The sequence below is a fragment of the uncultured Roseibium sp. genome (genome assembly GCF_947496995.1).
In the GTDB taxonomy this organism is placed as follows: domain Bacteria; phylum Pseudomonadota; class Alphaproteobacteria; order Rhizobiales; family Stappiaceae; genus Roseibium.
In genome coordinates this window covers 1,455,906-1,477,027 of sequence record NZ_CANMFD010000001.1, presented here as the reverse complement: position 1 = coordinate 1,477,027, position 21,122 = coordinate 1,455,906, and the positions used below count along the sequence as shown (strand labels likewise).

The 21,122-nt window shown below is 61.4% G+C and carries 15 protein-coding genes; 11 read left to right on the top strand and 4 right to left on the bottom strand.

Translation table 11 applies throughout. The annotated features are described in order from the left end of the window. Nucleotides 1–17 precede the first annotated feature (17 nt). The 3 genes from Q1B40_RS06580 (at nucleotide 18) to Q1B40_RS06570 (ending at nucleotide 3,040) form a co-directional block, all read left to right on the top strand. Entirely contained in the window at nucleotides 18–1,073 is a 1,056-nt protein-coding gene (locus tag Q1B40_RS06580) for a C4-dicarboxylate TRAP transporter substrate-binding protein (protein WP_299811640.1), read from the top strand. 78 nt (nucleotides 1,074–1,151) lie between these two features. Continuing rightward, nucleotides 1,152–1,715: a TRAP transporter small permease subunit gene (locus Q1B40_RS06575; RefSeq protein ID WP_299811638.1), complete on the top strand. Its 564-nt coding sequence runs from the start codon at nucleotides 1,152–1,154 to the stop codon at nucleotides 1,713–1,715. Then, nucleotides 1,712–3,040, top strand: a complete 1,329-nt coding sequence (locus tag Q1B40_RS06570) for a TRAP transporter large permease (protein ID WP_299811636.1) — start codon at nucleotides 1,712–1,714, stop codon at nucleotides 3,038–3,040. The genes Q1B40_RS06575 and Q1B40_RS06570 overlap by 4 nt, the downstream gene beginning before the upstream one ends. A 129-nt stretch (nucleotides 3,041–3,169) precedes the next feature. Here Q1B40_RS06570 and Q1B40_RS06565 read toward each other — a convergent pair whose 3' ends face one another. Further along, a complete protein-coding gene (locus tag Q1B40_RS06565; RefSeq protein ID WP_299811634.1) occupies nucleotides 3,170–4,084 on the bottom strand; it encodes a PhzF family phenazine biosynthesis protein in 915 nt (304 codons plus the stop codon). 85 nt (nucleotides 4,085–4,169) lie between these two features. Here Q1B40_RS06565 and Q1B40_RS06560 point away from each other — a divergent pair, with 85 nt between their 5' ends. Beyond that, nucleotides 4,170–5,105, top strand: a complete 936-nt coding sequence (locus Q1B40_RS06560; protein ID WP_299811632.1) for a LysR family transcriptional regulator — start codon at nucleotides 4,170–4,172, stop codon at nucleotides 5,103–5,105. Between the two features lie 56 nt (nucleotides 5,106–5,161). Here the strand turns inward: Q1B40_RS06560 and Q1B40_RS06555 are convergent, their stop codons facing one another. The 3 genes from Q1B40_RS06555 to Q1B40_RS06545 all read right to left on the bottom strand — a co-directional run bounded on the left by Q1B40_RS06555 (nucleotide 5,162) and on the right by Q1B40_RS06545 (nucleotide 11,698). Continuing rightward, nucleotides 5,162–6,076 carry a DNA-binding response regulator gene (locus Q1B40_RS06555; RefSeq protein ID WP_299811630.1) on the bottom strand — a complete coding sequence of 305 codons (915 nt, stop codon included), beginning with the start codon at nucleotides 6,074–6,076 and terminating at the stop codon, nucleotides 5,162–5,164. After that, nucleotides 6,066–9,455 (bottom strand): ATP-binding protein, encoded by a 3,390-nt coding sequence (locus tag Q1B40_RS06550; RefSeq protein ID WP_299811627.1) that lies wholly within the window; start codon nucleotides 9,453–9,455, stop codon nucleotides 6,066–6,068. The genes Q1B40_RS06555 and Q1B40_RS06550 overlap by 11 nt, the downstream gene beginning before the upstream one ends. 314 nt (nucleotides 9,456–9,769) lie before the next feature. Continuing rightward, nucleotides 9,770–11,698, bottom strand: coding sequence for a PAS domain-containing protein (locus Q1B40_RS06545; protein ID WP_299811625.1), 1,929 nt, complete (start codon nucleotides 11,696–11,698; stop codon nucleotides 9,770–9,772). 256 nt (nucleotides 11,699–11,954) lie between these two features. Here Q1B40_RS06545 and urtA point away from each other — a divergent pair, with 256 nt between their 5' ends. The 7 genes from urtA (at nucleotide 11,955) to Q1B40_RS06510 (ending at nucleotide 20,849) form a co-directional block, all read left to right on the top strand. Continuing rightward, nucleotides 11,955–13,241 (top strand): urea ABC transporter substrate-binding protein, encoded by a 1,287-nt coding sequence (gene urtA / locus Q1B40_RS06540; protein ID WP_299811623.1) that lies wholly within the window; start codon nucleotides 11,955–11,957, stop codon nucleotides 13,239–13,241. Between the two features lie 277 nt (nucleotides 13,242–13,518). Next, nucleotides 13,519–15,141: an urea ABC transporter permease subunit UrtB gene (urtB, locus tag Q1B40_RS06535; RefSeq protein WP_299811621.1), complete on the top strand. Its 1,623-nt coding sequence runs from the start codon at nucleotides 13,519–13,521 to the stop codon at nucleotides 15,139–15,141. Beyond that, nucleotides 15,138–16,367, top strand: a complete 1,230-nt coding sequence (gene urtC / locus Q1B40_RS06530; RefSeq protein ID WP_299811619.1) for an urea ABC transporter permease subunit UrtC — start codon at nucleotides 15,138–15,140, stop codon at nucleotides 16,365–16,367. The genes urtB and urtC overlap by 4 nt, the downstream gene beginning before the upstream one ends. Nucleotides 16,368–16,371: 4 nt before the next feature. Then, complete coding sequence (gene urtD, locus Q1B40_RS06525; RefSeq protein WP_299811617.1) at nucleotides 16,372–17,118, top strand: urea ABC transporter ATP-binding protein UrtD; 747 nt, start codon at nucleotides 16,372–16,374, stop codon at nucleotides 17,116–17,118. 100 nt (nucleotides 17,119–17,218) lie between these two features. After that, complete coding sequence (gene urtE / locus Q1B40_RS06520; RefSeq protein ID WP_299811615.1) at nucleotides 17,219–17,914, top strand: urea ABC transporter ATP-binding subunit UrtE; 696 nt, start codon at nucleotides 17,219–17,221, stop codon at nucleotides 17,912–17,914. Nucleotides 17,915–18,051: 137 nt separating this feature from the next. Then, nucleotides 18,052–19,350: an ArgE/DapE family deacylase gene (locus Q1B40_RS06515; RefSeq protein WP_299811613.1), complete on the top strand. Its 1,299-nt coding sequence runs from the start codon at nucleotides 18,052–18,054 to the stop codon at nucleotides 19,348–19,350. A 191-nt stretch (nucleotides 19,351–19,541) separates the two neighbouring features. Beyond that, nucleotides 19,542–20,849: a UDP-glucose/GDP-mannose dehydrogenase family protein gene (locus Q1B40_RS06510; RefSeq protein ID WP_299811611.1), complete on the top strand. Its 1,308-nt coding sequence runs from the start codon at nucleotides 19,542–19,544 to the stop codon at nucleotides 20,847–20,849. The last annotated feature ends 273 nt before the right edge of the window (nucleotides 20,850–21,122 follow it).

Genomic DNA, 21,122 nt, shown 5'->3' with positions numbered 1-21,122 from the left:
CATCCAGGGAGGAAAAAATGAAACTCGTAACTCTAGCAACAGCGACTGCAATCCTTGCCGGCTCCGCCGGCTGGGCCGCAGCGGAAGAGACAATCACCGTCAACATCGGTTCGTCGCACCCTGAACAGAACATCTGGGTCTACGCGATGAAAAACACCTTCCAGCCGGAGGTGAACCGTATTCTTGAACAAGCGGGCGACTACAAGATCGACTGGGTCGAGGCCTATGCCGGCACGCTCTACAAGTTCACCGACACGCGGGAAGCCGTCATGGACGGTATCGTCGATGTCGGGATGGTGGGTACGGTCTGGGAAGGCGCCAACATGCCGCTCCAGAACGTGACCTACTTCACCCCCTTCGCGACCGAAGACCACAAGATGATCATCGAGATTTTCGATGACCTTTCCGAAAACCTGCCCGAGCTGCGCGACAGCTGGGCGGACAACGGCATGGTGCATCTGTCCTCGCTCATCACCGACAGCTACGACATTTACGCCACCTTCCCGGTCAACACGATGGCGGACCTGCAGAACCGCAAGCTGAACGCTCCGGGGACATCGGCCAACTGGCTCCAGGAAACTGGCGCCACACCGGTCGACGGAGCGCTGACGACCTATTACACCAACATCCAGACCGGCGTGACCGAGGGCACCCTGTCCTTTGCCTCCGGCATCCTGCCGACGCGCGTCTATGAAGTCGCTCCCGAGCTGACCCGTGTGGGCATCGGGTCGATGTATTTCGGCGGCATCGCGGCCAACAAGGCGTTCTTCGACGGCCTGCCGGAGCCCGTTCAGGCGGCGTTCCGCGAAGCCGCGAAAGCCACATCCGCCGCGCATGGCCAATATGTCGAGGATCTTGCCAAGCGGGCCCTGGTCGAAATGCAGGAAGCCGGCCTAACCATCCACGAATTGCCGGAGGCTGAAAAGACCGCCTGGGTCAATGGCCTGCCGAATATCGTTGCGCCCTGGCTCGAGCAGACCGGCGATGACGGACGTGTGGTGCTGAAAGCCTATTTCGACGCCTTGCGCGCACGGGGCGCAGAACCGCTGCGGTCCTGGGATGAAGGCCAGTGATCTCAGGCATTGACTGACCTCGGGCCCGCCCGGCACCATGGCCGGGCGGGCCTTTTTCAACACAGAGCGGGTTTTAGAATGAGCGACGACATTGCGGTCGAGAACGACGACGCCTTCGTTCCGAAGTTCTCGGAGGCTCCCTTCGGAGCGCTCCTGGGCACGGTCGCCGCCGTCATGTCTTCCATCGGCACTCTGGGGATCGGCGCCCTGATGGTGCTGATCGTTGCCGATGTGCTGGGCCGCAACTTCTTCAACGCGCCCATCACGGGCGTTGCCGAGATCGCCGGGCGCACCGTTGTCGCCATCGTTTTCCTGCAGATCGCAGCGGCCATCCTGCAGAAGCGCCTGACCCGGGCCGACTTTCTCATTCGCCGACTGAACGGACGCTCTCCACGCACAGCCGCGATGATCGAAATGATCTTCGCGCTGACCGGCGTCATCGTTCTGGTCGCAATCCTGTGGGCCTCCTGGCCCAAGTTCGCCGATGCCTGGCAGACATCGGAGTTCTTCGGTGTCCAGGGCGTCTTCACCATTCCCACATGGCCGTTCCGCGGGATCACGATCCTGGGTTCGGCGGTCGCCGCACTCGCCGCGCTGTACCGGGCACAGGATGAAGCCCGCAGGTTCCGGAGGCTCGCATGACGACGCTCACCATCGGGCTTCTGCTTGTCTTCGCCCTGATCGTCCTGGTCCTTCTGGGCATGCAGATCGCCTACGCGCTGTTCACGGTGGCCTTCGCCGGGATCTGGATCATCCGCGACAATATCGATCTCGCCTTCCGGATGCTGGAGCTGACGGTCTATAGCGGCATCGCCGATTATCTCTTTGCCACGATCCCCCTGTTCGTGTTGATGGGCCTGCTCGTCAGTGTGTCCAATGTCGGCCGGGACACCTTCGAAGTGGCCGAAGACCTGCTGCGCCGGGTGATCTGCGGGCTTGGCGTCGCCACCGTTGCGGCGAACACCATTTTCGCAGCGGTCACGGGGGTTTCCATCGCCTCCGCCGCCGTCTTTACCCGGGTCGCAGTGCCTGAAATGCGCCGTCACGGCTATCGCGCGTCCTTCGCCGCCGGAACGGTGGCCGGGTCCTCCGTGCTCGGCATGCTGATCCCGCCCAGCCTGCTGCTGATCATCTACGGGGTGCTTGCCGAGGTTTCCATCGGCGGCATGTTCATTGCAGGCATCGTGCCGGGCCTGTTGCTCGCCGGCGGCTTCGTGACGATGCTGATCACCGTCACCGCGCTGTTCCCGGGCTTCGTCCTGACCGATCCGAATGCCTCACGCGAGCGCCGCCTCGACCGGGATATCGAACGCATGCCCGCCGGACAGATGATCGGCAAGCTCATCCCGATCGTCCTGCTGGTCATCCTGGTGCTTGGCGGTCTTTATACCGGCTTCTTCACTCCGACCGAGGCTGGCGGCGTCGGCGCATTCGGTGCGTTTCTCGTCGCGCTTTCACGGCGCTCCCTCGACCGGCACAAGCTGTGGCAGGTGATGAAGCAGACCGGCGTGATCTCGGTCTCGATCCTGCTGCTGCTGATCGCGGCGAGCTTCTATTCCCGAATGCTGTCAATCGCCGGGCTGCCGAACGCCATCGCCGGACTGGTGACCGACACCGGGCTTGGTCCGTTCGGCTTTCTGGTCTTCTGCGCGCTCATCATCCTGATCATGGGAATGATCCTCGACAGCACTTCGATCCTGCTGATCATGGTCCCGATTACCGCGCCGATCGCGCAAAGCATGGGGATCGACCTCAGTCATTTCGGCATCGTCATCGTGATCGCAGTGGAGATCGGACTGCTGACGCCCCCCTTCGGCATATCGGTCTTCACCGTTCACAACACCCTCAACGATCCGACGGTCTCGGTGGAGGAGATATTTGCCGCCACGCTTCCCTTCATTGCGGTGATGCTGTGTGTTCTGGTGCTCGTCATCCTCATGCCCGCTGCAGCCACCGTCTTCCTTTGAGGAAAACTTGTCTGTCATTGTCTGTGAAATCTGACCGGTCAACGAGGCTGGTTCATGCGGAACGATTGAGGTCCTTTCGGTTACTCCCATCGAAGCTACGACACGACTGACAGGAGCAGCCGCTCGCCGTCATATGGTGACGGTCATTTCCTCCATGACCGATCCGTAGCCACCTGCCATCAGACCGGTGATCTTCCCGTCCTCAAGCTCGAGGTCGACGGTGATGACACTCGGCGAAGGCGGCTCCATGAAGTGACCCTGCTCGATGACCAGACGGGGCTTTTTGATGTCCATCAGGTCGTGGAGCACGCTGGCCAGAGGCCCGGCCGCCATGCCGGTGGCCGATTCCTCATCAATCGCATATCGCGGCGCGAACATGCGGGCCGTGGCGTCCCCCTGTGTGGCGCTGCGGTCGGTCGTGAAGACATAGTAGCCGATCAGGTCCAGCTTGTTGCTGATGGCCTCGATCCTTGCCTGGTCCGGCGCAATCCGCTTCAGAACACCAGCGTCGCGTACAGCCACGACGATGAAGCTGTTGCCCGTGTTGACGAGCACCGGGCGGAGGCGCCCGTCGAGTTCGTGTTCGCCGATGCCGAGGGAGGCCAGCACATCCGCCTCGCTAACATCGCGATCAGTCCAGTCCGCACTCTGCTCGTATTTCGGGGCGAGCTGTTCCATGTAGGCGGCGCCGTCCTTGATGATGATCTTCCGCGGGCCGTCGACGGTCTCCTTCGACGTGAGCCCGTCCTGCACCCGCCCCAATTCCGCCAGATAGCTGAAGGTGGCGATGGTGGCGTGACCGCAATGGGCAATCCTCCGGTTGGGCGTGAAGAAGTCCAGCCTGAAGCCTTCGGATGCGGATTTCGACACGAACGCCGTCTCGGAAAGTCCGATCTTGCCGGCAATCGCAAGCATGTCCGTTTCGGACAACATGTCGGCATCGAGCACGACCCCGGCCGGATTGCCGCCATGGGCCTGTGTTGCGTTGGTGCGCGTAACGAACCCGTTGACGATACGGGCGGCGATTTTTCTGATTTCGTTCATATCCGTGACCTTTTTCTCATTAACTGATAACAACAATCATCCAGATAAACTAAAGCCGCAATGCCTGAATACATGAGTGAAATTCATGAATAGCGAAGATGCTCTCCGCAACCGCCTCATGCAGAATGCGACCCTTTTGAATGCAATTCTCGAGGAAGGTAACTTTTCCCGGGCGGCTTTGGCGGTCGGTCTGGAGCAATCGGCCGTCAGCCATCGCATCAAGTCGCTTGAGACGGTACTCGGTACGAAGCTGTTCGAGCGGACGACACGCCGGATCGTGCCGACAGAGGCGGGCCGGATCGTGTGCGAGGCCGCGCAGCGTTGCCAGGAAATCTGGGGCAGCACTCTGGTTCGGGTCGCCGACGTGAAGACGTCCAGGACCCTTCGCCTTTCCGTGTCCTCATCCCTTGCCATGAAATGGATCGTGCCGGCGCTTCAACGCGCCCAGGCGGACGGCCTTGACCTCGTGGTCGATGTCGAGGACCGACTGGCCGATCTCCACGGCGGCGAAGCCCAGGCGGCGATCCGCTACGGTGTCGGGCCCTATCCAGGTTTTCACGCTGATGCCCTCATTCACGCCCACCTTGTCCCGGTTGCCCGTCCGGGCCTCGTTTCCGGCGATCTGGCCCCGGCTTCCGGGGATGGCGGCGTGCCGCTTCTGGCCGACAGGTCCGGTGAGACGGACGGAACGGGATTCAGCTGGAGGGCCTATTACAGCGGGCGCAACTGGCCGGACGCTCCCGGGAAGATAAGCAATTCTTTTGCCCGCGCCGATCTTGCGATTCAGGCCGCCATCAGCGGCATGGGGGTCGCCCTCGGACGAACGCTCCTGATCGAAAACGATATCGAGGCAGGTTTTCTCGAAGTCGTCGGCAAGCCTGTCGCCTCAAAGGCGAGATACTGGCTTGTGACGACGGCCGCCTATTCGGAAACGGACGGCTACCGCCATCTGCGAGACTGGATTCGCCGTGAAATCGACACCGCACGCAGACAACACGAGCATCTGTTCTCCCTCCCCTGAAGAAGACTGGCGTCAATCGCCGGTCGAACCTGTCGCCACCAAGAGTGCGGATACCCTCACAGCGCATAGATCACTTCCGCGGCCCTGACCGCAGCGGAGGCCCGGTTTTCGACGCCGAGTTTGACGAAGATCTGTTCCAGATGCTTGTTCACCGTACGCGGCGAGAGGCCGAGGATTTCGCCGATATCCTTGTTGGCCTTGCCCTTGGCGATCCAGATCAGCACTTCGGCTTCGCGCTGGGTCAGTTCGAAGCGCTGCTGCAGGGCGCGGATCTGGCCGGCTTCGTCCTCCGCCGTCACCCTGAAGAGATTCTCGTCCGGGCCGACCCGGCCGAGGGGGTGGAGCTGGACTGCAAGGTCCTCCGACAGGCCGAGCATGAAGCTCTTGCGCCGGTCGTCCGCAAGCTCGACGCTGTCCAGCCATTCCCCGAGCGCCCGGCCGAGCGCAAACAGGCTGGCCTCCGCGTCGCCGGTCCTTTCCAGAAGGTTCCGGATCTGCGGCGTCGACCACAGCACGCCGCCATCGGCCGAAACGGCCACAAGGTGACGACCGGCGGCATCAAGCGCCACATGGGCGCTCTGAACGGATCTGGCGTTTTTCAGATGAACCTTGATGCGCGCCTTCAGTTCATCGACATCAATGGGCTTTGTCAGAAAATCAACGCCGCCGGATTCCAGCGCCTTCACGATGTGCTCGGTTTCCGAAAGCCCGGTCATGAAGATGACCGGGACATGCCGGAGTGCAGGATTGTCCTTGATGTTGCGGCAGGTGTCGAAGCCATCCAGTCCCGGCATCACCGCATCCATGAGGATGGTGTCCGGGGTCACCTTCTCGCATACGGAGAGCGCCGCTTCGCCGCTGGTGGCTACCAGAACTGCAATCCCGGTCTTTTTCAGTGCCTCGGTGACGAACCCGAGGGTCTCCGGGCTGTCGTCCACCACCAGGACCGTATCGCGGCGATCATCCGTCATGGGTTTCCAGTCCGTTGAGCACGTGCCTGTAGGCGTCGAAGTCGAAACGGTTGAGATGTTCGTGCAGCGTGTCGATCAGCGGCCCGTTTCCCGGTGTCTGCGCAAGTTCGCTCAACTTGGCTTCGATCCCCTCCACATAACCGATCTCCGCCAGTGATATAAGGTCCGCCACGTGATCGGCACCCGGAGAGCGCAGCGGGCTGCCGGAGGCCGGCGCCGCATCGGCCTTCTGCGGCTTTTCCGTCCAGACGACACCCAGGTGTTTTTGCAGAAGATCGAGAAGCTGGCCGATGGTGAAGGGTTTGGCGAGGGTCGCATTGTGGTGGACAGGACCGTCCGGCCGCAAGGCCTGATCGCCGATGTTGGCTGAAAGCATGACAATCGGAGCGGTGTCCCCCCGCGCCCGCAGGGTTTCCACCAGCTCCCAGCCGTTCATGCCGGGCATCAGGATGTCGACAAGGTAGAGATCCGGGTTCAGCCCCTGGACATGTTCAAGACAGGCCGCGCCGTGTTCGGCTTCCACAACCGCGAACCCCACGGGCTTGAGAATATCGCTGACGAGCGCTCGGTGATCGGAATTGTCGTCGATGACCGCGATGGTGCGGCGTGCGCCTTCATAGCCGCGCACCTGCCGTTCAAGCCGAACGGTGTCCACCGGCCGGTCGACGGCGGAGAGCATGAGGCGCACCTCGAAGGACGCGCCCCCGCCCGGCTCGCTGGACAGGGCGATTGCACCGCCCATGGATTCGGCCAGGAGCTTGGTGATTGTCAGCCCCAGCCCGAGGCCGGGCGTGCGCGCGCCATAGGCCGCCTTGCTGCGCCCGAAGGGCTCGAAGATTTTCGCCTGTTCGTCCAGCGGGATGCCGGGACCGCTGTCGGCGACGACGAAGCCCGCGACCTGCGAGCGGTAGCTGACCGTGAGGGAGACCTTGCCTTCCTGTGTGAACTTGATGGCGTTGGACAGCAGGTTGACCAGGATCTGGCGCAGACGTTTTTCGTCCGAACGGACAAAGACCGGCAGGTTGGCGGCACGGACGTAGTCGAACCCGAGCCCCTTGGCGGCAGCCTGCATGCGGAACATGTCGACGATCTGGTCGAGAAAGTCGTGAATGTTGATTTCGTCGGAATAGATCTGCAGACGCCCGGCCTCGATCCGGGAAATATCCAGAAGCCCGTCGATCAGGCCGGAGAGATGCTCCGCGCTGCGGCGGATGGTGCTGACGGCGGGTTTGCGCGCCGCCGGCAGCGTATCGTCGCGCTCCAGCACCTGGGCATAGCCCATCACCGCATTGAGCGGCGTCCTGAGTTCGTGGCTGAGGCCGACCACATAGCGGCTCTTGGCCAGATTGGCCGCTTCCGCGTCCTCCTTGGCCTTCTGGAGCGCGGCGTCGGTCACGCTGTGGGCATCGATTTCCTTCTGCAGAAGCGCATTCTGGCGGGCGGATTCCTCCTCCGCCACCCTGCGCGTGTCGTTGGCCAGAACCAGAAACCAGCAGGCGATGCCGGCGACGATGGCAAAGACGAAGAAGATCAGCGCGACGGTCTGGCCGATGATGCCTGTCGGGTCGCCAAGCCGGCTGGCGGCCTGACCATAAATGATCCACAGCACCAGGCCGATGGAGGCTATCGACAGGATGGACATCAGGGCGTAGCGCCCGAGGCGGGTGCGGAAATAGACCAGCAGCGCTTCGGGAAGGACATAGCCGGCGACCGTGCCGAGCTGATGGGTGAACCGGGCCTTCGGCTTGCAGGAATCATGACAGCGGGCGTCGAGCGTGCAGCACAGCGAACAGATGGGCGCCTGATAGGCCGGGCAATAAGCCATGTCCTCCGGCTCGAACGGGTTCTCGCAGATCGAACAGGCGATATGCTGCAGTTGCTGCCAGCTCATGCGTGGCTTTCGCGCCAGGTAGAAGCGGCCCCCTGTGGCAAAGGCGATCAAGGGCGCGGCGATGAAGGCGACCGCCATGGCGAGGAAGGTTGCCAGCGCCGCGGCGCCCTCTCCGAATTGCCCGAAGTGGGCCGCCAGCGCGATGCCCGCAGCAAGCAGCATCGCACCGGTGCCGACAGGATTGATGTCGTAAAGATGGGCCCTCTTGAACTCGATACCGGGCGGCGACAGGCCGAGCGGCTTGTTGATGAAAAGATCGGCCGAAATGGTGGATAGCCAGGCCATCGCGATGATGGAAAAGACGCCGAGCGTTTCCTCCAGAAGACGATAGATCCCGAGCTCCATCAGAAGGAGCGCGATGCCGACGTTGAACACCAGCCAGACCACCCGGCCCGGATGGGAATGGGTCAGACGGGAGAAGAAATTCGACCAGGCCAATGAGCCCGCATAGGCGTTCATGACGTTGATCTTGAGCTGGGCAACGACGACAAAGGCCGCCATCAGCAGCAGGACCAGGGTCTCGTTGGGGATCATGTAACCGAAGGCGACCGCATACATGCGCGAGGGCTCGTCGGCATGTTCTACAGGCACCCCGTGGGAGAGCACCAGCACGGCCAGAAACGATCCGGCGATCATCTTCGGCGCGCCGAGCACCACCCAGCCGGGGCCCGCCAGGAAGAGCGCCAGCCGGTGGCGGCGGCGGCCGAAGTCCTGGGCCGGCAGAAAGCGCAGGAAGTCCACCTGCTCACCGATTTGCGCCATCAACGCGAGAATGACCGCCGATGCAGCCCCGAAACTGACCAGATTGACGCTTTCCCAGCCTCCGGGGCCGGTTTTCGGCGCCTGCGTCAGCGGATCGATGCCGGTGAACATCAGCCAGCTCCCGACTGCATGCCAGTCGGTGAAGGCGATGAAGAAGAAGGGCAGAATGTTCAGGACAATCCAGAATGGCTGGGTGGCGATTTGAAACCGGCTGATCCAGGTGATCCCGTGAGTCACCAGCGGAATGACGGCAACCGCGCTGACGATATACCCGAGCCAGAGCGGCACGCCGAAGGCGAATTCCAGCGCGCTCGACATGATCGAGGCTTCGATGGCGAAGAGGATGAATGTGAAGCTGGCATAGATCAGCGACGTGACCGTCGAGCCGATATAGCCGAAACCGGCGCCGCGGGTCAGAAGATCGATGTCGACGCCGTAGCGCATGGCATAGCGACTGATCGGCAGGCCGACGATAAGCAGCACAAGGCTGCCGACGAGAATGGCGATGAACGCGTTGGCGGTGCCGTGTGACAGCGTGATCGCGCCGCCGATGGCCTCCAGGGCCAGAAAGGAGATCGCGCCGATGGCCGTCTGCGAAATTGCACGGGAGGAAAAACGGCGCGCGCTTTTGGCGGTAAACCGGAGCGCATAGTCCTCGAGGGTCTGATTATTGACCCACTTGTTGTACTGGCGGCGGACCGGAAGAATGCGCTGACGGGCAGTCATCGATCTGTCCAAACATTAAGCATATGCCCGTTTTTTCACCACTAATATCACCAGTGCAGCGGCATTCTCTCGCCGGTGCAGCTGTTGCCGTCCCCATTTTCCGTTTCTTTTGCACGTTTCATACCATTCCGGTGATGCGCGTGATCCGGCCTCTCGCACAGACTCGCGCCTTCACCGATACCGCCCGTTGGAATTGCGTCCGAAACCAGGGGGCGATCTCATAAAAGGAGCGATACGCAAACCGGCCACGGCCCGTCAGCCGGTAAGCGGGCGAGCCTATTTCCGCCAATACATATTGGGGTTGGACAACCAGGTTATTCGGCGGCGACCTGCACTGCCCAGGACTGCCCGGTCTCCAGACCGTCCTGTGCGGCTATCGGAATTTCCATCGTGCACCGATACGCTTCGCCAAGCTCGATCGACAACTTGCCGCGCCACTTGATCTTGACCAGGGACGTGACCAGCTTGCTTCCGAATCCGGTGCCGGTCGATGCCACGGCGGTTGACCCTCCCGGATCGACCCAGTCGATTGTCAGCGTCTTGCCGTCTTCCCCGTCAGCGATTGACCAATTCACCTTTACCCGCTCCGAGGGGCTGGAAAAAGCGCCATATTTGGCGGAATTGGTCGCCAGTTCGTGCAACACCAGCCCGAGGTCGAAACAAAGGTCGGACGGCAACACGATATCGCGGCCATTCAGATCGAAACTGCCCTCGAAGGGACTGAGTGTCTCCGAAACGAGTTCGACCAGCCGGGTGGATTTCCAACCGTCGGAGACAACCCTGTTGTTGACCCGCGCCATGGCCCCCAATCTGTTTCCGAAAGATTTCTTGGCATCTTCGATGTCAGTCGTGGACCGGATGGTCTGCTCGAAGATCGAGGAAACCAACTGCATCAGGTTCCCGGTCCGGTGAGCCATCTCCCGGATGATGAGACGCCTGCGTTCCTCGCTCTCGGCGAGACGAAACCTGCTTGCGATGATGTTTGCCGCCGACGCGACGAACTCAACCTCGGACGGGCCGAATTTCCGGCATACGGTCGTATGAACGCCAAGCACGCCGTAAGGTCTGGAACCGAGACCGGCGATCGTCGCACTGATCCCGCCGCGCACACCATGCGCTATGAGAAGGTCAGGTCCGCTGAAGCGCGTTTCGGCAAGCAGGTCATCCACTACCACCGTGTCCTTGCTCAGGAGGGTGAAACCCGCCTGTGACCCCTCGTCGATGTCGACGGTCGCCGTGCCGACGAGCCCGTCCTGCCAGCCGACACCGTTGGAAAGAAGCAGGCCGTCCGCTTCGGGAACAAGCTTCAAGACCTTCACCAACGGACAATGCAGGACTTCCGAGATCTTTTCGACAATCAGGTTCAGCGTCGTTTCCAACGTCTCGTCCCTGAGGGCCATGGCGCTCAGTTCGGCAATCGCCTTTTGCTGCCGCAACCTTTCTTCCAGTTCCCTGGTGGCCTGTTCGCGGGCGCTGATATCTCTCGAAACAACAAGATAGCCGATCATCTCGCCCCGCTCGTCTGTGCGTGGGGAAATGATCTCATCCCACCGTGTCATGCGTCCGGTGGATGACGTGAAGGTGGCGGAAAACCGCCCCTGCCCTTCTTCCAGCGCCTGCCGGGTGGCAGCGATCGACGCCTCGCGATCCTCTCCCTCCCAGAAATCGAAATACGAGAGCCCGACCGCGGATTGCGGGTCGGAAATCTCCAGAGCCTCAACGCCGCACGGGTTGATGGATTGCAGACGGCCGTCGAGATCAAGCAACTTGATGCAATCCTGGCTCTGTTCCAGCACCTGCCGGGCGAAGCTCTCGCTCCTGGAGCGATTCTGTTCCGCCTGCCGCACCGCGGTCACATCGGCAATAGTGTTCAGTGCGCCGATCATCGCTCCGGCGTCGTCGTACATCGGGCGCGGGTTGACGATTACGGAGCGGCAACTGCCATCCGGCCGTTCGATGACCAGTTCAATATCGTTCTGCGCCCGACCATCGGTCAGACATTGCGCCATCGGACATTGATCCAGGGGAACCACCCGACCATCCGTGTCGTATATCCTAAAGGAGCCGCACCATCGCGCGTGCCCCAATTGAGGCCGATCCCCCCAGAACTCGACCGCCGTCTCATTGAAGTAGGTCAGAAGTCCGCTGACATCGGTGGCATAGATGGCGACCGGCAGAATGTTGAGCATCGCTTGCGTTTGCGGGGCCAGGGAACCTCCCACACGCATATCACCGTCCGTCATTTCGATTGCCTTCCTGAAGCTAATCGTGGCGTTGATTGCAAAGATATCACGTATTCTCAAAAGCAAATAAACGTTTTAGGGGTGCCGAGAAAACACCGTGCCTTTCGCGACGAAGGCACCTTCTTTCCCACTACGTCAAACGACGTATGTTGCAGCGCGATAGTTCCGGCGCACGATCCTTCCCCGACAGCGGCACTCCTTCCAGCCGCCAACCGCCGGCACGGGAACCGGCGGCGTCATGCACAAGGGGAACTCAATGAAAAAGACCTTCACCAAACTCGCTCTGACAGGCCTGTTGGCCTCCACGATCATCGGCGGCGCATCCGCCCAGGAAGACACCATCAAGGTGGGTATCCTGCATTCGCTGTCCGGTACGATGGCGATTTCGGAAACCACGCTGAAAGACGCCATGCTGATGCTCATCGAAGAGCAGAACAAGAAGGGCGGCCTTCTCGGCAAGCAGCTTGAGGCTGTCGTGGTCGATCCGGCTTCCGACTGGCCGCTGTTCGCCGAAAAGGCGCGTGAGCTGATCGAAGTCAACGGCGTCGATGCCGTGTTCGGCTGCTGGACGTCCGTGTCGCGCAAATCCGTGCTGCCGGTCTTCGAAGAGCTGAATTCCATTCTCTTCTACCCGGTCCAGTACGAAGGCGAAGAAAGCCAGCGCAACGTCTTCTACACAGGCGCCGCTCCGAACCAGCAGGCCATTCCGGCCGTCGACTACCTGATGAACGAAGAAGGTGTCGAGCGCTGGGTTCTGGCCGGTACCGACTATGTCTATCCGCGCACGACCAACAAGATCCTCGAAGCCTACCTGAAGTCCAAGGGCGTGGCTGAAGAAGACATCATGATCAACTACACGCCGTTCGGTCATTCCGACTGGCAGACGATCGTGTCCGACATCAAGACCTTCGGGTCCGCCGGCAAGAAGACCGCCGTCGTCTCCACCATCAACGGCGACGCCAACGTTCCGTTCTACAAGGAACTCGGCAACGCCGGCATCAAGGCCGAAGACATTCCGGTCGTTGCCTTCTCCGTCGGTGAAGAAGAACTCGCCGGTCTCGACACCGCGCCGCTGGTCGGCCACCTGGCCGCCTGGAACTACTTCCAGTCCGCCGACACCGATGCCAATGCCGAATTCATCGAAACCTGGCAGGCCTATGTCGGTGACGACAACCGGGTGACCAATGACCCGATGGAAGCCCACTTCATCGGCTTCAACATGTGGGTCGAAGCGGTCGAGAAGGCCGGTACCACCGATCCGGACGCGGTAATCGATGCCATCGTCGGCGTCAGCGTTCCGAACCTGACCGGCGGCTACTCCGCGATGATGCCGAACCACCACATCACCAAGCCGGTGCTGATCGGCGAGATCCAGGATGACGGCCAGTTCGAAACCGTCTGGGAAACCTCCGGCCTCGTTGTCGGCGATGCGTGGTCCGATTATCTGGACGGCTCCAAGGATCTGATCTCCGACTGGCGCGCACCGCTCTCCTGCGGAAACTTCAACACCGCAACCGGCAAGTGCGGCGGTTCCGGCTCCTAAGCCGAACCAGGATCGGGGTGGGCCTTGTCGGGTCCACCCCTTTTCCGGGTTTCGTCCACGAGAATACCCCCACCCCTAACCCCTCCCCACAAGGGGGAGGGGAACCAGGCTGAAGCCGCCAACTGCCTCCTGCTTTTCTAATAGCGAGGCTGGTCGGGTAGGACGGTCTCAACAGGCAAGGCCAGATCCCCCTCCCCCTTGTGGGGAGGGGTTAGGGGTGGGGGTTCCTTCGAACCCCTCGAGCAACATGCAAACAAACCCTCGCAAGGCGGACACGATGTCCCTTCTGAAGTCATTCTTCCTGCTTATCGGCCTGATGATCTGCACTTTAAGCGGGCCGTCCTTCGCCCAGTCAGATCCGGAGGCCCTGCGGCCGCTGATCAACGGGCTGGCCGAAGGCAAATACGCCGAAACCGAGAAGCAGATCGGCGCATTGGTCGCCACCGGGGATCCTGCGGTTGCCCCGGCGCTTGAAGCGCTTGGCGAGGGGGATCTTTATGCCCGCAAGTCGGACGGGGCGGTGTTCATCGCCAAAAAAGCCGGCAAGGGCTACGCGCTCACCGATCCGCTGACGCTGGAACCGGCTGGAGAGGCTGGCCGCCGCGAAGTGTCCAAGATCAAGGTCAACAACAAGCTGCGGCGTGTGCTGCGCTCGGCGCTGGGTTCGCTCACACTGATGGCGGCGGATCCGCAGGTGCGGATGACTGCCGCTGAGGCAATCTTCAAGGCGCGGGATCCGGAGGGCATCGAAGCGCTGGATGCGGCGCTTGCGGCGGAAACCGATGACGGCGTGCGCAAGGTGATGGAGGAAGCCAGGGCGGCAGCCGTCCTGAACTCCGATCTGGACGACGCCCGGAAACTGGAGGCGATCGAGACGCTTTCGGTGATGGGCAACCGGGATGCCCTGTCTCTCCTGATCGGCGTCCAGTCGAGTGCCGGCGGCGCGGTGCGCGATGCGGCAACGCAGGCCGTTACCAAGATCCAGAAATCCATCGCCGCATGGGATGCGGCCCAGAACATCTGGTACGGACTGTCCCTCGGCTCGGTGCTGTTGCTGGCAGCCATCGGCCTGGCGATCACCTTCGGCGTCATGGGGGTCATCAACATGGCCCATGGCGAGATGGTGATGATCGGCGCCTATGTGACCTTCGTGGTGCAGGAACTGATCCGCACCTCGGCTCCGGGGCTTTTCGACTACTCCCTCCTGATCGCCCTGCCGCTGGCCTTCCTGACGTCCGGGCTCATCGGCGTCGCCATTGAGCGCGGCGTCATCCGCTGGCTCTACGGACGCCCGCTGGAAACCCTGCTCGCCACCTGGGGGATTTCCCTGATCCTGCAGCAGGCGGTGCGCTCGATCTTCGGGCCGACCAACCGGGAAGTAGGCAATCCGGACTGGATGTCCGGGGCTTTCGAACTTGGCCAGATGACCATCACCTATAACCGCATGTGGATCATCGTCTTTGCGATGCTGGTCTTCGCCGGGCTGATGCTGGTGCTGAAGAAGACACCGTTCGGGCTTTACACCCGTGCCGTGACACAGAACCGGCGCATGGCCGCCTCCATGGGCATCCGCACGCCCTGGGTCGATGCGATGACATTCGGCCTCGGGTCGGGCATCGCCGGGATCGCCGGTGTCGCGCTGTCGCAGATCGACAACGTTTCGCCGAACCTCGGCCAGGGCTACATCATCGACAGTTTCATGGTCGTGGTCTTTGGCGGTGTCGGCAATCTTTGGGGCACACTTGTGGGCGCCATGACACTGGGCATCGTCAACAAGTTCCTCGAGCCTTACGCAGGCGCCGTGCTCGGCAAGATCTTCGTGCTCGTGATCATCATTCTCTTTATTCAAAAGCGTCCGCGGGGGCTGTTCGCCCTCAAGGGCCGGGCAGTTGAAGCATGATGACTTCCTTTCTCTTCCGCGCCATGGACACCCGTGCAGGGATCTTCCTGGCGATCATGGCCGCGGTGATCATCCTGGTTCCGGCCGGAAACCTCCTGGCTCCGGAAGGCTCCGCCTTCCATGTGCCGAACTACGCCGTCACCCTGATGGGCAAATATCTGACCTATGCCCTGCTGGCGCTCGCGGTGGATCTCGTCTGGGGCTATTGCGGCATCCTCTCGCTCGGTCATGCCGCCTTCTTCGCCCTCGGCGGCTATGCCATGGGCATGTACCTGATGCGCCAGATCGGCACGCGCGGCGTCTATGGCGATCCGAACCTGCCGGATTTCATGGTGTTCCTGAACTGGCAGGAACTGCCGTGGTACTGGTACGGCTTCGACATGTTCTGGTTCGCCGCCCTGATGGTGCTGCTGGTGCCCGGCTTTCTGGCCTTCGTCTTCGGCTGGTTCGCCTTCCGCTCTCGGGTCACCGGCGTTTATCTGTCGATCATCACCCAGGCGCTCACCTATGCGCTCCTGCTTGCCTTCTTCCGCAATGACATGGGTTTTGGCGGCAACAACGGCCTGACCGATTTCAAGGACATCCTCGGCTTCGACATTCAGGCCGACACGACCCGCGCCGGCCTGTTCGCAGCCTCGGGTGTGGCGCTGGTCCTGTGTTTCATCGTCTGCCGGGCGCTGACCCGCTCCAAGCTCGGCAAGGTTCTGGTCGCCGTGCGCGACGCAGAAAGCCGGACCCGCTTTCTCGGCTACCGGGTCGAACACTACAAGCTGTTCGTGTGGACGCTGTCCGCCATGATGGCGGGAATAGCCGGCGCGCTTTACGTGCCGCAGGTCGGCATCATCAATCCGGGCGAATTCGCCCCGGCCAATTCCATCGAAGTGGTGATCTGGGTCGCCGTCGGTGGACGCGGCACGCTGGTGGGTGCGGTGCTCGGCGCGGTTCTGGTGAATTTCGCCAAGACATGGTTCACCGGTGCCCTGCCCGATATCTGGCTCTTTGCCCTCGGAGGCCTCTTCGTGTTCGTCACGCTGTTCCTGCCCAAGGGCATCGTCGGCACGGTCAGCCAGGGCTGGACGGCTCTCCGGCAGCGCAAGGTGTCCGCCGCCTATGAAGAGGGATCGGACGAGCCGCCTTCCGCACCCCCGCATTCGCCCGGCGCACCTGCCAATGTGACTCATTCGAAGCGGGCGCCGGGCGCGGCCGAACCCCAGCCAGCGGAGTAGACCCATGGCCAGATCAAGCAGTCTTCTTTATCTCGATGGCGTGTCGGTCTCCTTCGACGGCTTCAAGGCGCTGAACGAGCTGTCGCTGACCATCGGGCCCGGCGAAATGCGCGCCATCATCGGTCCGAACGGCGCCGGAAAAACCACCATGATGGACGTCATCACCGGCAAGACGCGGCCGGACAGCGGCGAGGTGTTTTTCAACGGCACCGTCGATCTTACCGGCGAGGACGAAGCCTCCATCGCGGAACTGGGCATCGGCCGAAAGTTCCAGAAACCGACAGTCTTCGAGAGCCACACGGTCTGGGACAACCTGGAATTGGCGTTGAAGGCCCCGCGCGGGCCATTCGCGACCCTCTTCCATGTCATTTCCGGCGCCGAAAAGAAGCGGATCGAGTATCTGCTTGAGCTTATTCGCCTTGGCGGCAAACGCGGCGAGCTTGCCGCCAATCTCAGCCACGGTCAAAAGCAGTGGCTGGAAATCGGCATGCTGCTGGCGCAGGACCCGAAACTGCTTCTTGTCGACGAACCGGCAGCCGGCATGACCGATGCCGAAACCGCGGAAACAGCAGAATTGTTGAAGGATATTGCCAATGATCACTCAGTCGTCGTGGTCGAGCACGACATGGTGTTTGTGCGTTCCCTGGGCGTCAAGGTCACGGTCCTCCACGAAGGCTCCGTCCTTGCCGAAGGATCCCTCGACCACGTCTCAGCCAATGATCGGGTCGTCGAAGTTTATCTGGGACGGTGACTGTCAGGCATGAATTCCGCCCACCTTCCTCCCCGAAAACGAATTGAAACACAGAGTCCGGAACTCCTTCCAGGATATTGTGTCCGTTAGGTCAGAACCCATGTTGCAAGTTGACAATATCGATCTCTTCTACGGCGCTGCCCAGGCTCTCAAAAGCGTGTCCCTCACTGCCGAGACCGGCAAGGTCACCTGCCTGATGGGCCGCAACGGCGTCGGCAAGACGTCCACCTTGCGTGCCGTCGCCGGTCAGCACGGTATCTCGTCCGGCAGGATCGTCTGGAACGGGGAAGACATCTCCTCCCTGCCCGCCCATGCCCGTGCCCGAAAGGGCATCGCCATTGTTCCGCAGGGCCGGGAAGTCTTCCCGCTGCTGTCGGTAAAGGAGAACCTCGAGACCGGCTATGCGCCGATCGCCCGCCGGGACCGGTTCATCCCCGAGACCATCTTCGAGCTCTTCCCGGTGCTGAAGGATATGCTGGGCCGCCGGGGTGGCGATCTTTCCGGCGGACAGCAGCAGCAGCTCGCCATCGCCAGGGCGCTGGTGACCCGGCCGAAACTGCTTGTGCTGGACGAACCGACAGAAGGCATTCAACCCTCGATCATCAAGGATATCGGCAGGGCGATTTCCTGGCTGCGTGACCAGGGCACCATGGCGATCGTGCTGGTGGAACAGTATTTCGAATTCGCCCGGGACCTCGCGGACGACTATGCGGTTATGGACAGGGGCGAGATCGTTCTGTCGGGGACCGGCGCGGATCTGTCGGAAACCGAAGTCAGACGCTTTCTGACGGTGTGACGGGGACCAGCCGAGCACGCGACCGGATGTGTTGAAGTCTCCGTCTCTTCACCGCGGGATTTGACGAAGCAGACCGAATTGATAGGGTGCGGGCAAACATTCAGCCCGCCTCCCCCTTCCCATATGGACTGCCATGCATGCCCTCCTTGCTTCCTGAAAACGCCATCTCTGCCATTACAGATGCGGTAGACGCGAGCTTCGAAAAAGAAATAGCCTTTCTGCAGGAGATCGTCCGCTCCCCTTCCCTGCGCGGGGAGGAAGCGGGCGTGCAGGAAATTGTCGCCGGCGCGCTGAATTCAAGAGGCTATCAGGTCGAGACCTATCCGATAGACACCGAAGCGCTGAAAGACCATCCGGCCTATTCCCCGGCAACAATCGATTACGCAGGCACATACAATGTCAGCGGACGGAAACAGCCGCAAAGCACGCAGGGCCGGTCGCTGATCCTGAACGCCCATGTTGATGTGGTGCCGACGGCCAATCCGGATCACTGGACCCATCCGCCATTTGCCGCGATCCGCGAGGGCGACTGGCTTTACGGGCGCGGCGCCGGCGACATGAAGGCCGGGCTCGCGGCCAATCTCTTTGCGGTCGATGCGATCGAGGCTGCGGGTTTCCAGCTTCAGGCGCCGCTGGAATTCCAGTCCGTCATCGATGAGGAGGTCACCGGCAACGGCACGGCCGCGGCCATCCTTCGCGGCGCTTCGGCCGATGCCGTCCTTATTCCCGAACCGACGGATGAAGATGTCATCTTCGCCAATTCGGGGGTCATCAAATTCCGGATCTCGGTTCAGGGCGTGCCGGCGCATCCCCGCGAGCCGGCTTCCGGCCTGAGCGCCATTGAAGCAGCGTTTCTCGTCATCGGCGGCTTGAAGACCATTGAAAAGCGCTGGAACGACGAGAAACATCAGCATTCCGGATTTGACAAGCTGAGCAATCCGGCCAGCCTCAATATCGGCACCATTCACGGCGGAGAATGGCCGGCCTCGATCCCCTTCGAATGCAAGCTGGAGGGCCGCATCGGGTTTTATCCGGGAGATACGCCCGCACACAGGATGGCGGACTTTGAAAAGGCCCTGGAAAGCCTGTGCAGTGAAGACCCGCGCCTGGCCAGGGCGAAGCCTGAGCTGGAATGGATCGGAACCTGTCAGGCGGGATATCGGCTGGAAGAAGGGTCGGCAGCAGAAGCGGCGCTTTCCGCAGCCCATGAATGCGTGACCGGCACGCCGCTGCGCAGATCGATCATGGCCTGCTACCTGGATGCAGCGCTCTACATGAACCATTGCGGCATCCCTTCCCTCACCTACGGTCCGCTCACCCGCAACATTCATGGGATCGACGAATGCGTGAACCTGCCTTCGCTGAAACGCGTGACCCGGACGATTGCGCTGTTTACCGCCCAATGGTGCGGCATTTCGCCAAAATCCGGGCTTTGACATTGATCTCAATGCAAGCCGATTGATTGCTGCGGCGAAAGCCGGTACCAACGCGCTCGAATTGAGTTTTCGGCCTCGGCGGCCCAGTGATGGTCCGTCCGGCCTTCCGGATATCGCTGAACCCGTGCCATCCGGCATGGATGCAGTGTGCACCGGATAACACCGACACTGAAAAAGCTTTAGGACTTGCCATGCGCGTTGCAATGATTGGGACCGGTTACGTCGGTCTGGTTTCCGGGACATGTTTTGCCGATTTTGGCCATGTGGTGACCTGTATCGACAAGGACGCCGGCAAGATCGACGCCCTTAACGCCGGCACGATCCCGATCTTCGAACCGGGGCTTCAAGATCTGGTTGCGAAAAACGTCGCCGAAGAGCGGCTGTTTTTCACCACTAAGGCGGAAGACGCCATAAAGGACGCGGATGCGGTGTTCATCGCCGTCGGCACGCCGACCCGCCGGGGCGACGGGCATGCGGATCTTTCCTACGTTTATGCGGCGGCCGAGGAGATCGCCGGTCTGATCGACGGTTTCACGGTGATCGTTACAAAGTCGACCGTGCCCGTCGGAACCGGCGACGAAGTCGAAGCCATCATCCGCAAGACAAATCCGGACGCCAATTTTGCGGTTGTTTCCAATCCGGAGTTCCTGCGCGAAGGCGCGGCGATCAACGATTTCAAACGGCCGGACCGTGTCGTGGTGGGAACGGACAGCGAAGATGCCGTTGGCGTGATGAGAGAGCTTTACCGTCCTCTCTATCTCAACGAAACACCGATCATCGTCACAAGGCGCCGGACCTCCGAACTCATCAAATACGCAGCAAACGCGTTTCTGGCCGTCAAGATCACGTTCATCAATGAAATCGCGGATCTGTGCGAGAAAGTCGGCGCCAACGTTCAGGAAGTTTCCAAGGGAATCGGGCTCGACAACCGCATCGGCTCCAAATTCCTGCATGCCGGGCCGGGCTATGGCGGTTCGTGCTTTCCAAAGGACACGCTGGCGCTTTCCAGGATCGCGGCAGACGCCAACAGCGACCTGAAGATCGTCGACTCGGTTATCGAAGTGAACGCGGCCCGGAAGAAGAAGATGGCCGACAAGGTCATTGACTTCATGGGCGGCGACGTCAACGGCAAGACCGTGGCGCTGCTCGGCCTCGCCTTCAAACCCAACACCGACGACATGCGGGAAGCCCCGAGCATCGATATCGTCGAGAAACTGCAGGCCGCAGGTGCGAAGATACGCGCCTACGATCCGGCCAGCATGGAAGAAGCCGGCCACATGATGACCGACGTGTTTTTCTGCGACGGTCCCTACCATGCCATCGAAAACGCGGATGTGGTGGTGATCGTCACCGAGTGGGACCAGTTCCGCGCACTGGACCTGGAACGGGTCAAGTCGCTTTTGAAGGCTCCGAAAGTAGTCGATCTGCGCAATATCTACACGCAGGACTACATGGCCGCGCACGGGTTCGAATATACCAGCGTCGGCCGGAGCTACTGACGCCGCCTGACTGATATTGCCTCACGAACGCCGGACCCCATGAGACCCGAAGGGTCGCTTTTGCGGCCCTCGGACGGCAGCCAGACCCTCAGCGCGTCATCAACTCTGTTGAGTGAGCAGAGAAGCTGAATACCACCCTCGGCTGTCACCCCGGCTCAGCGCTTCGCTGCGCCCGGAGTGACATCCGGTGCAAGGGAGCGATGCCAAATCAAGAACGTAACCGTCCGGAAGGGCGCGTCGGGGATTTGGCTGCCGTCTGAAGGCCGCAGCGAA

Coding starts and splice junctions, on each gene's coding strand:
- Q1B40_RS06580 (WP_299811640.1), top strand. CDS start 18: ATGAAACTCGTAACTCTAGCAACAGCGACTGCAATCCTTGCCGGCTCC.
- Q1B40_RS06575 (WP_299811638.1), top strand. CDS start 1,152: ATGAGCGACGACATTGCGGTCGAGAACGACGACGCCTTCGTTCCGAAG.
- Q1B40_RS06570 (WP_299811636.1), top strand. CDS start 1,712: ATGACGACGCTCACCATCGGGCTTCTGCTTGTCTTCGCCCTGATCGTC.
- Q1B40_RS06565 (WP_299811634.1), bottom strand. CDS start 4,084: ATGAACGAAATCAGAAAAATCGCCGCCCGTATCGTCAACGGGTTCGTT.
- Q1B40_RS06560 (WP_299811632.1), top strand. CDS start 4,170: ATGAATAGCGAAGATGCTCTCCGCAACCGCCTCATGCAGAATGCGACC.
- Q1B40_RS06555 (WP_299811630.1), bottom strand. CDS start 6,076: ATGACGGATGATCGCCGCGATACGGTCCTGGTGGTGGACGACAGCCCG.
- Q1B40_RS06550 (WP_299811627.1), bottom strand. CDS start 9,455: ATGACTGCCCGTCAGCGCATTCTTCCGGTCCGCCGCCAGTACAACAAG.
- Q1B40_RS06545 (WP_299811625.1), bottom strand. CDS start 11,698: ATGACGGACGGTGATATGCGTGTGGGAGGTTCCCTGGCCCCGCAAACG.
- urtA (WP_299811623.1), top strand. CDS start 11,955: ATGAAAAAGACCTTCACCAAACTCGCTCTGACAGGCCTGTTGGCCTCC.
- urtB (WP_299811621.1), top strand. CDS start 13,519: ATGTCCCTTCTGAAGTCATTCTTCCTGCTTATCGGCCTGATGATCTGC.
- urtC (WP_299811619.1), top strand. CDS start 15,138: ATGATGACTTCCTTTCTCTTCCGCGCCATGGACACCCGTGCAGGGATC.
- urtD (WP_299811617.1), top strand. CDS start 16,372: ATGGCCAGATCAAGCAGTCTTCTTTATCTCGATGGCGTGTCGGTCTCC.
- urtE (WP_299811615.1), top strand. CDS start 17,219: ATGTTGCAAGTTGACAATATCGATCTCTTCTACGGCGCTGCCCAGGCT.
- Q1B40_RS06515 (WP_299811613.1), top strand. CDS start 18,052: ATGCCCTCCTTGCTTCCTGAAAACGCCATCTCTGCCATTACAGATGCG.
- Q1B40_RS06510 (WP_299811611.1), top strand. CDS start 19,542: ATGCGCGTTGCAATGATTGGGACCGGTTACGTCGGTCTGGTTTCCGGG.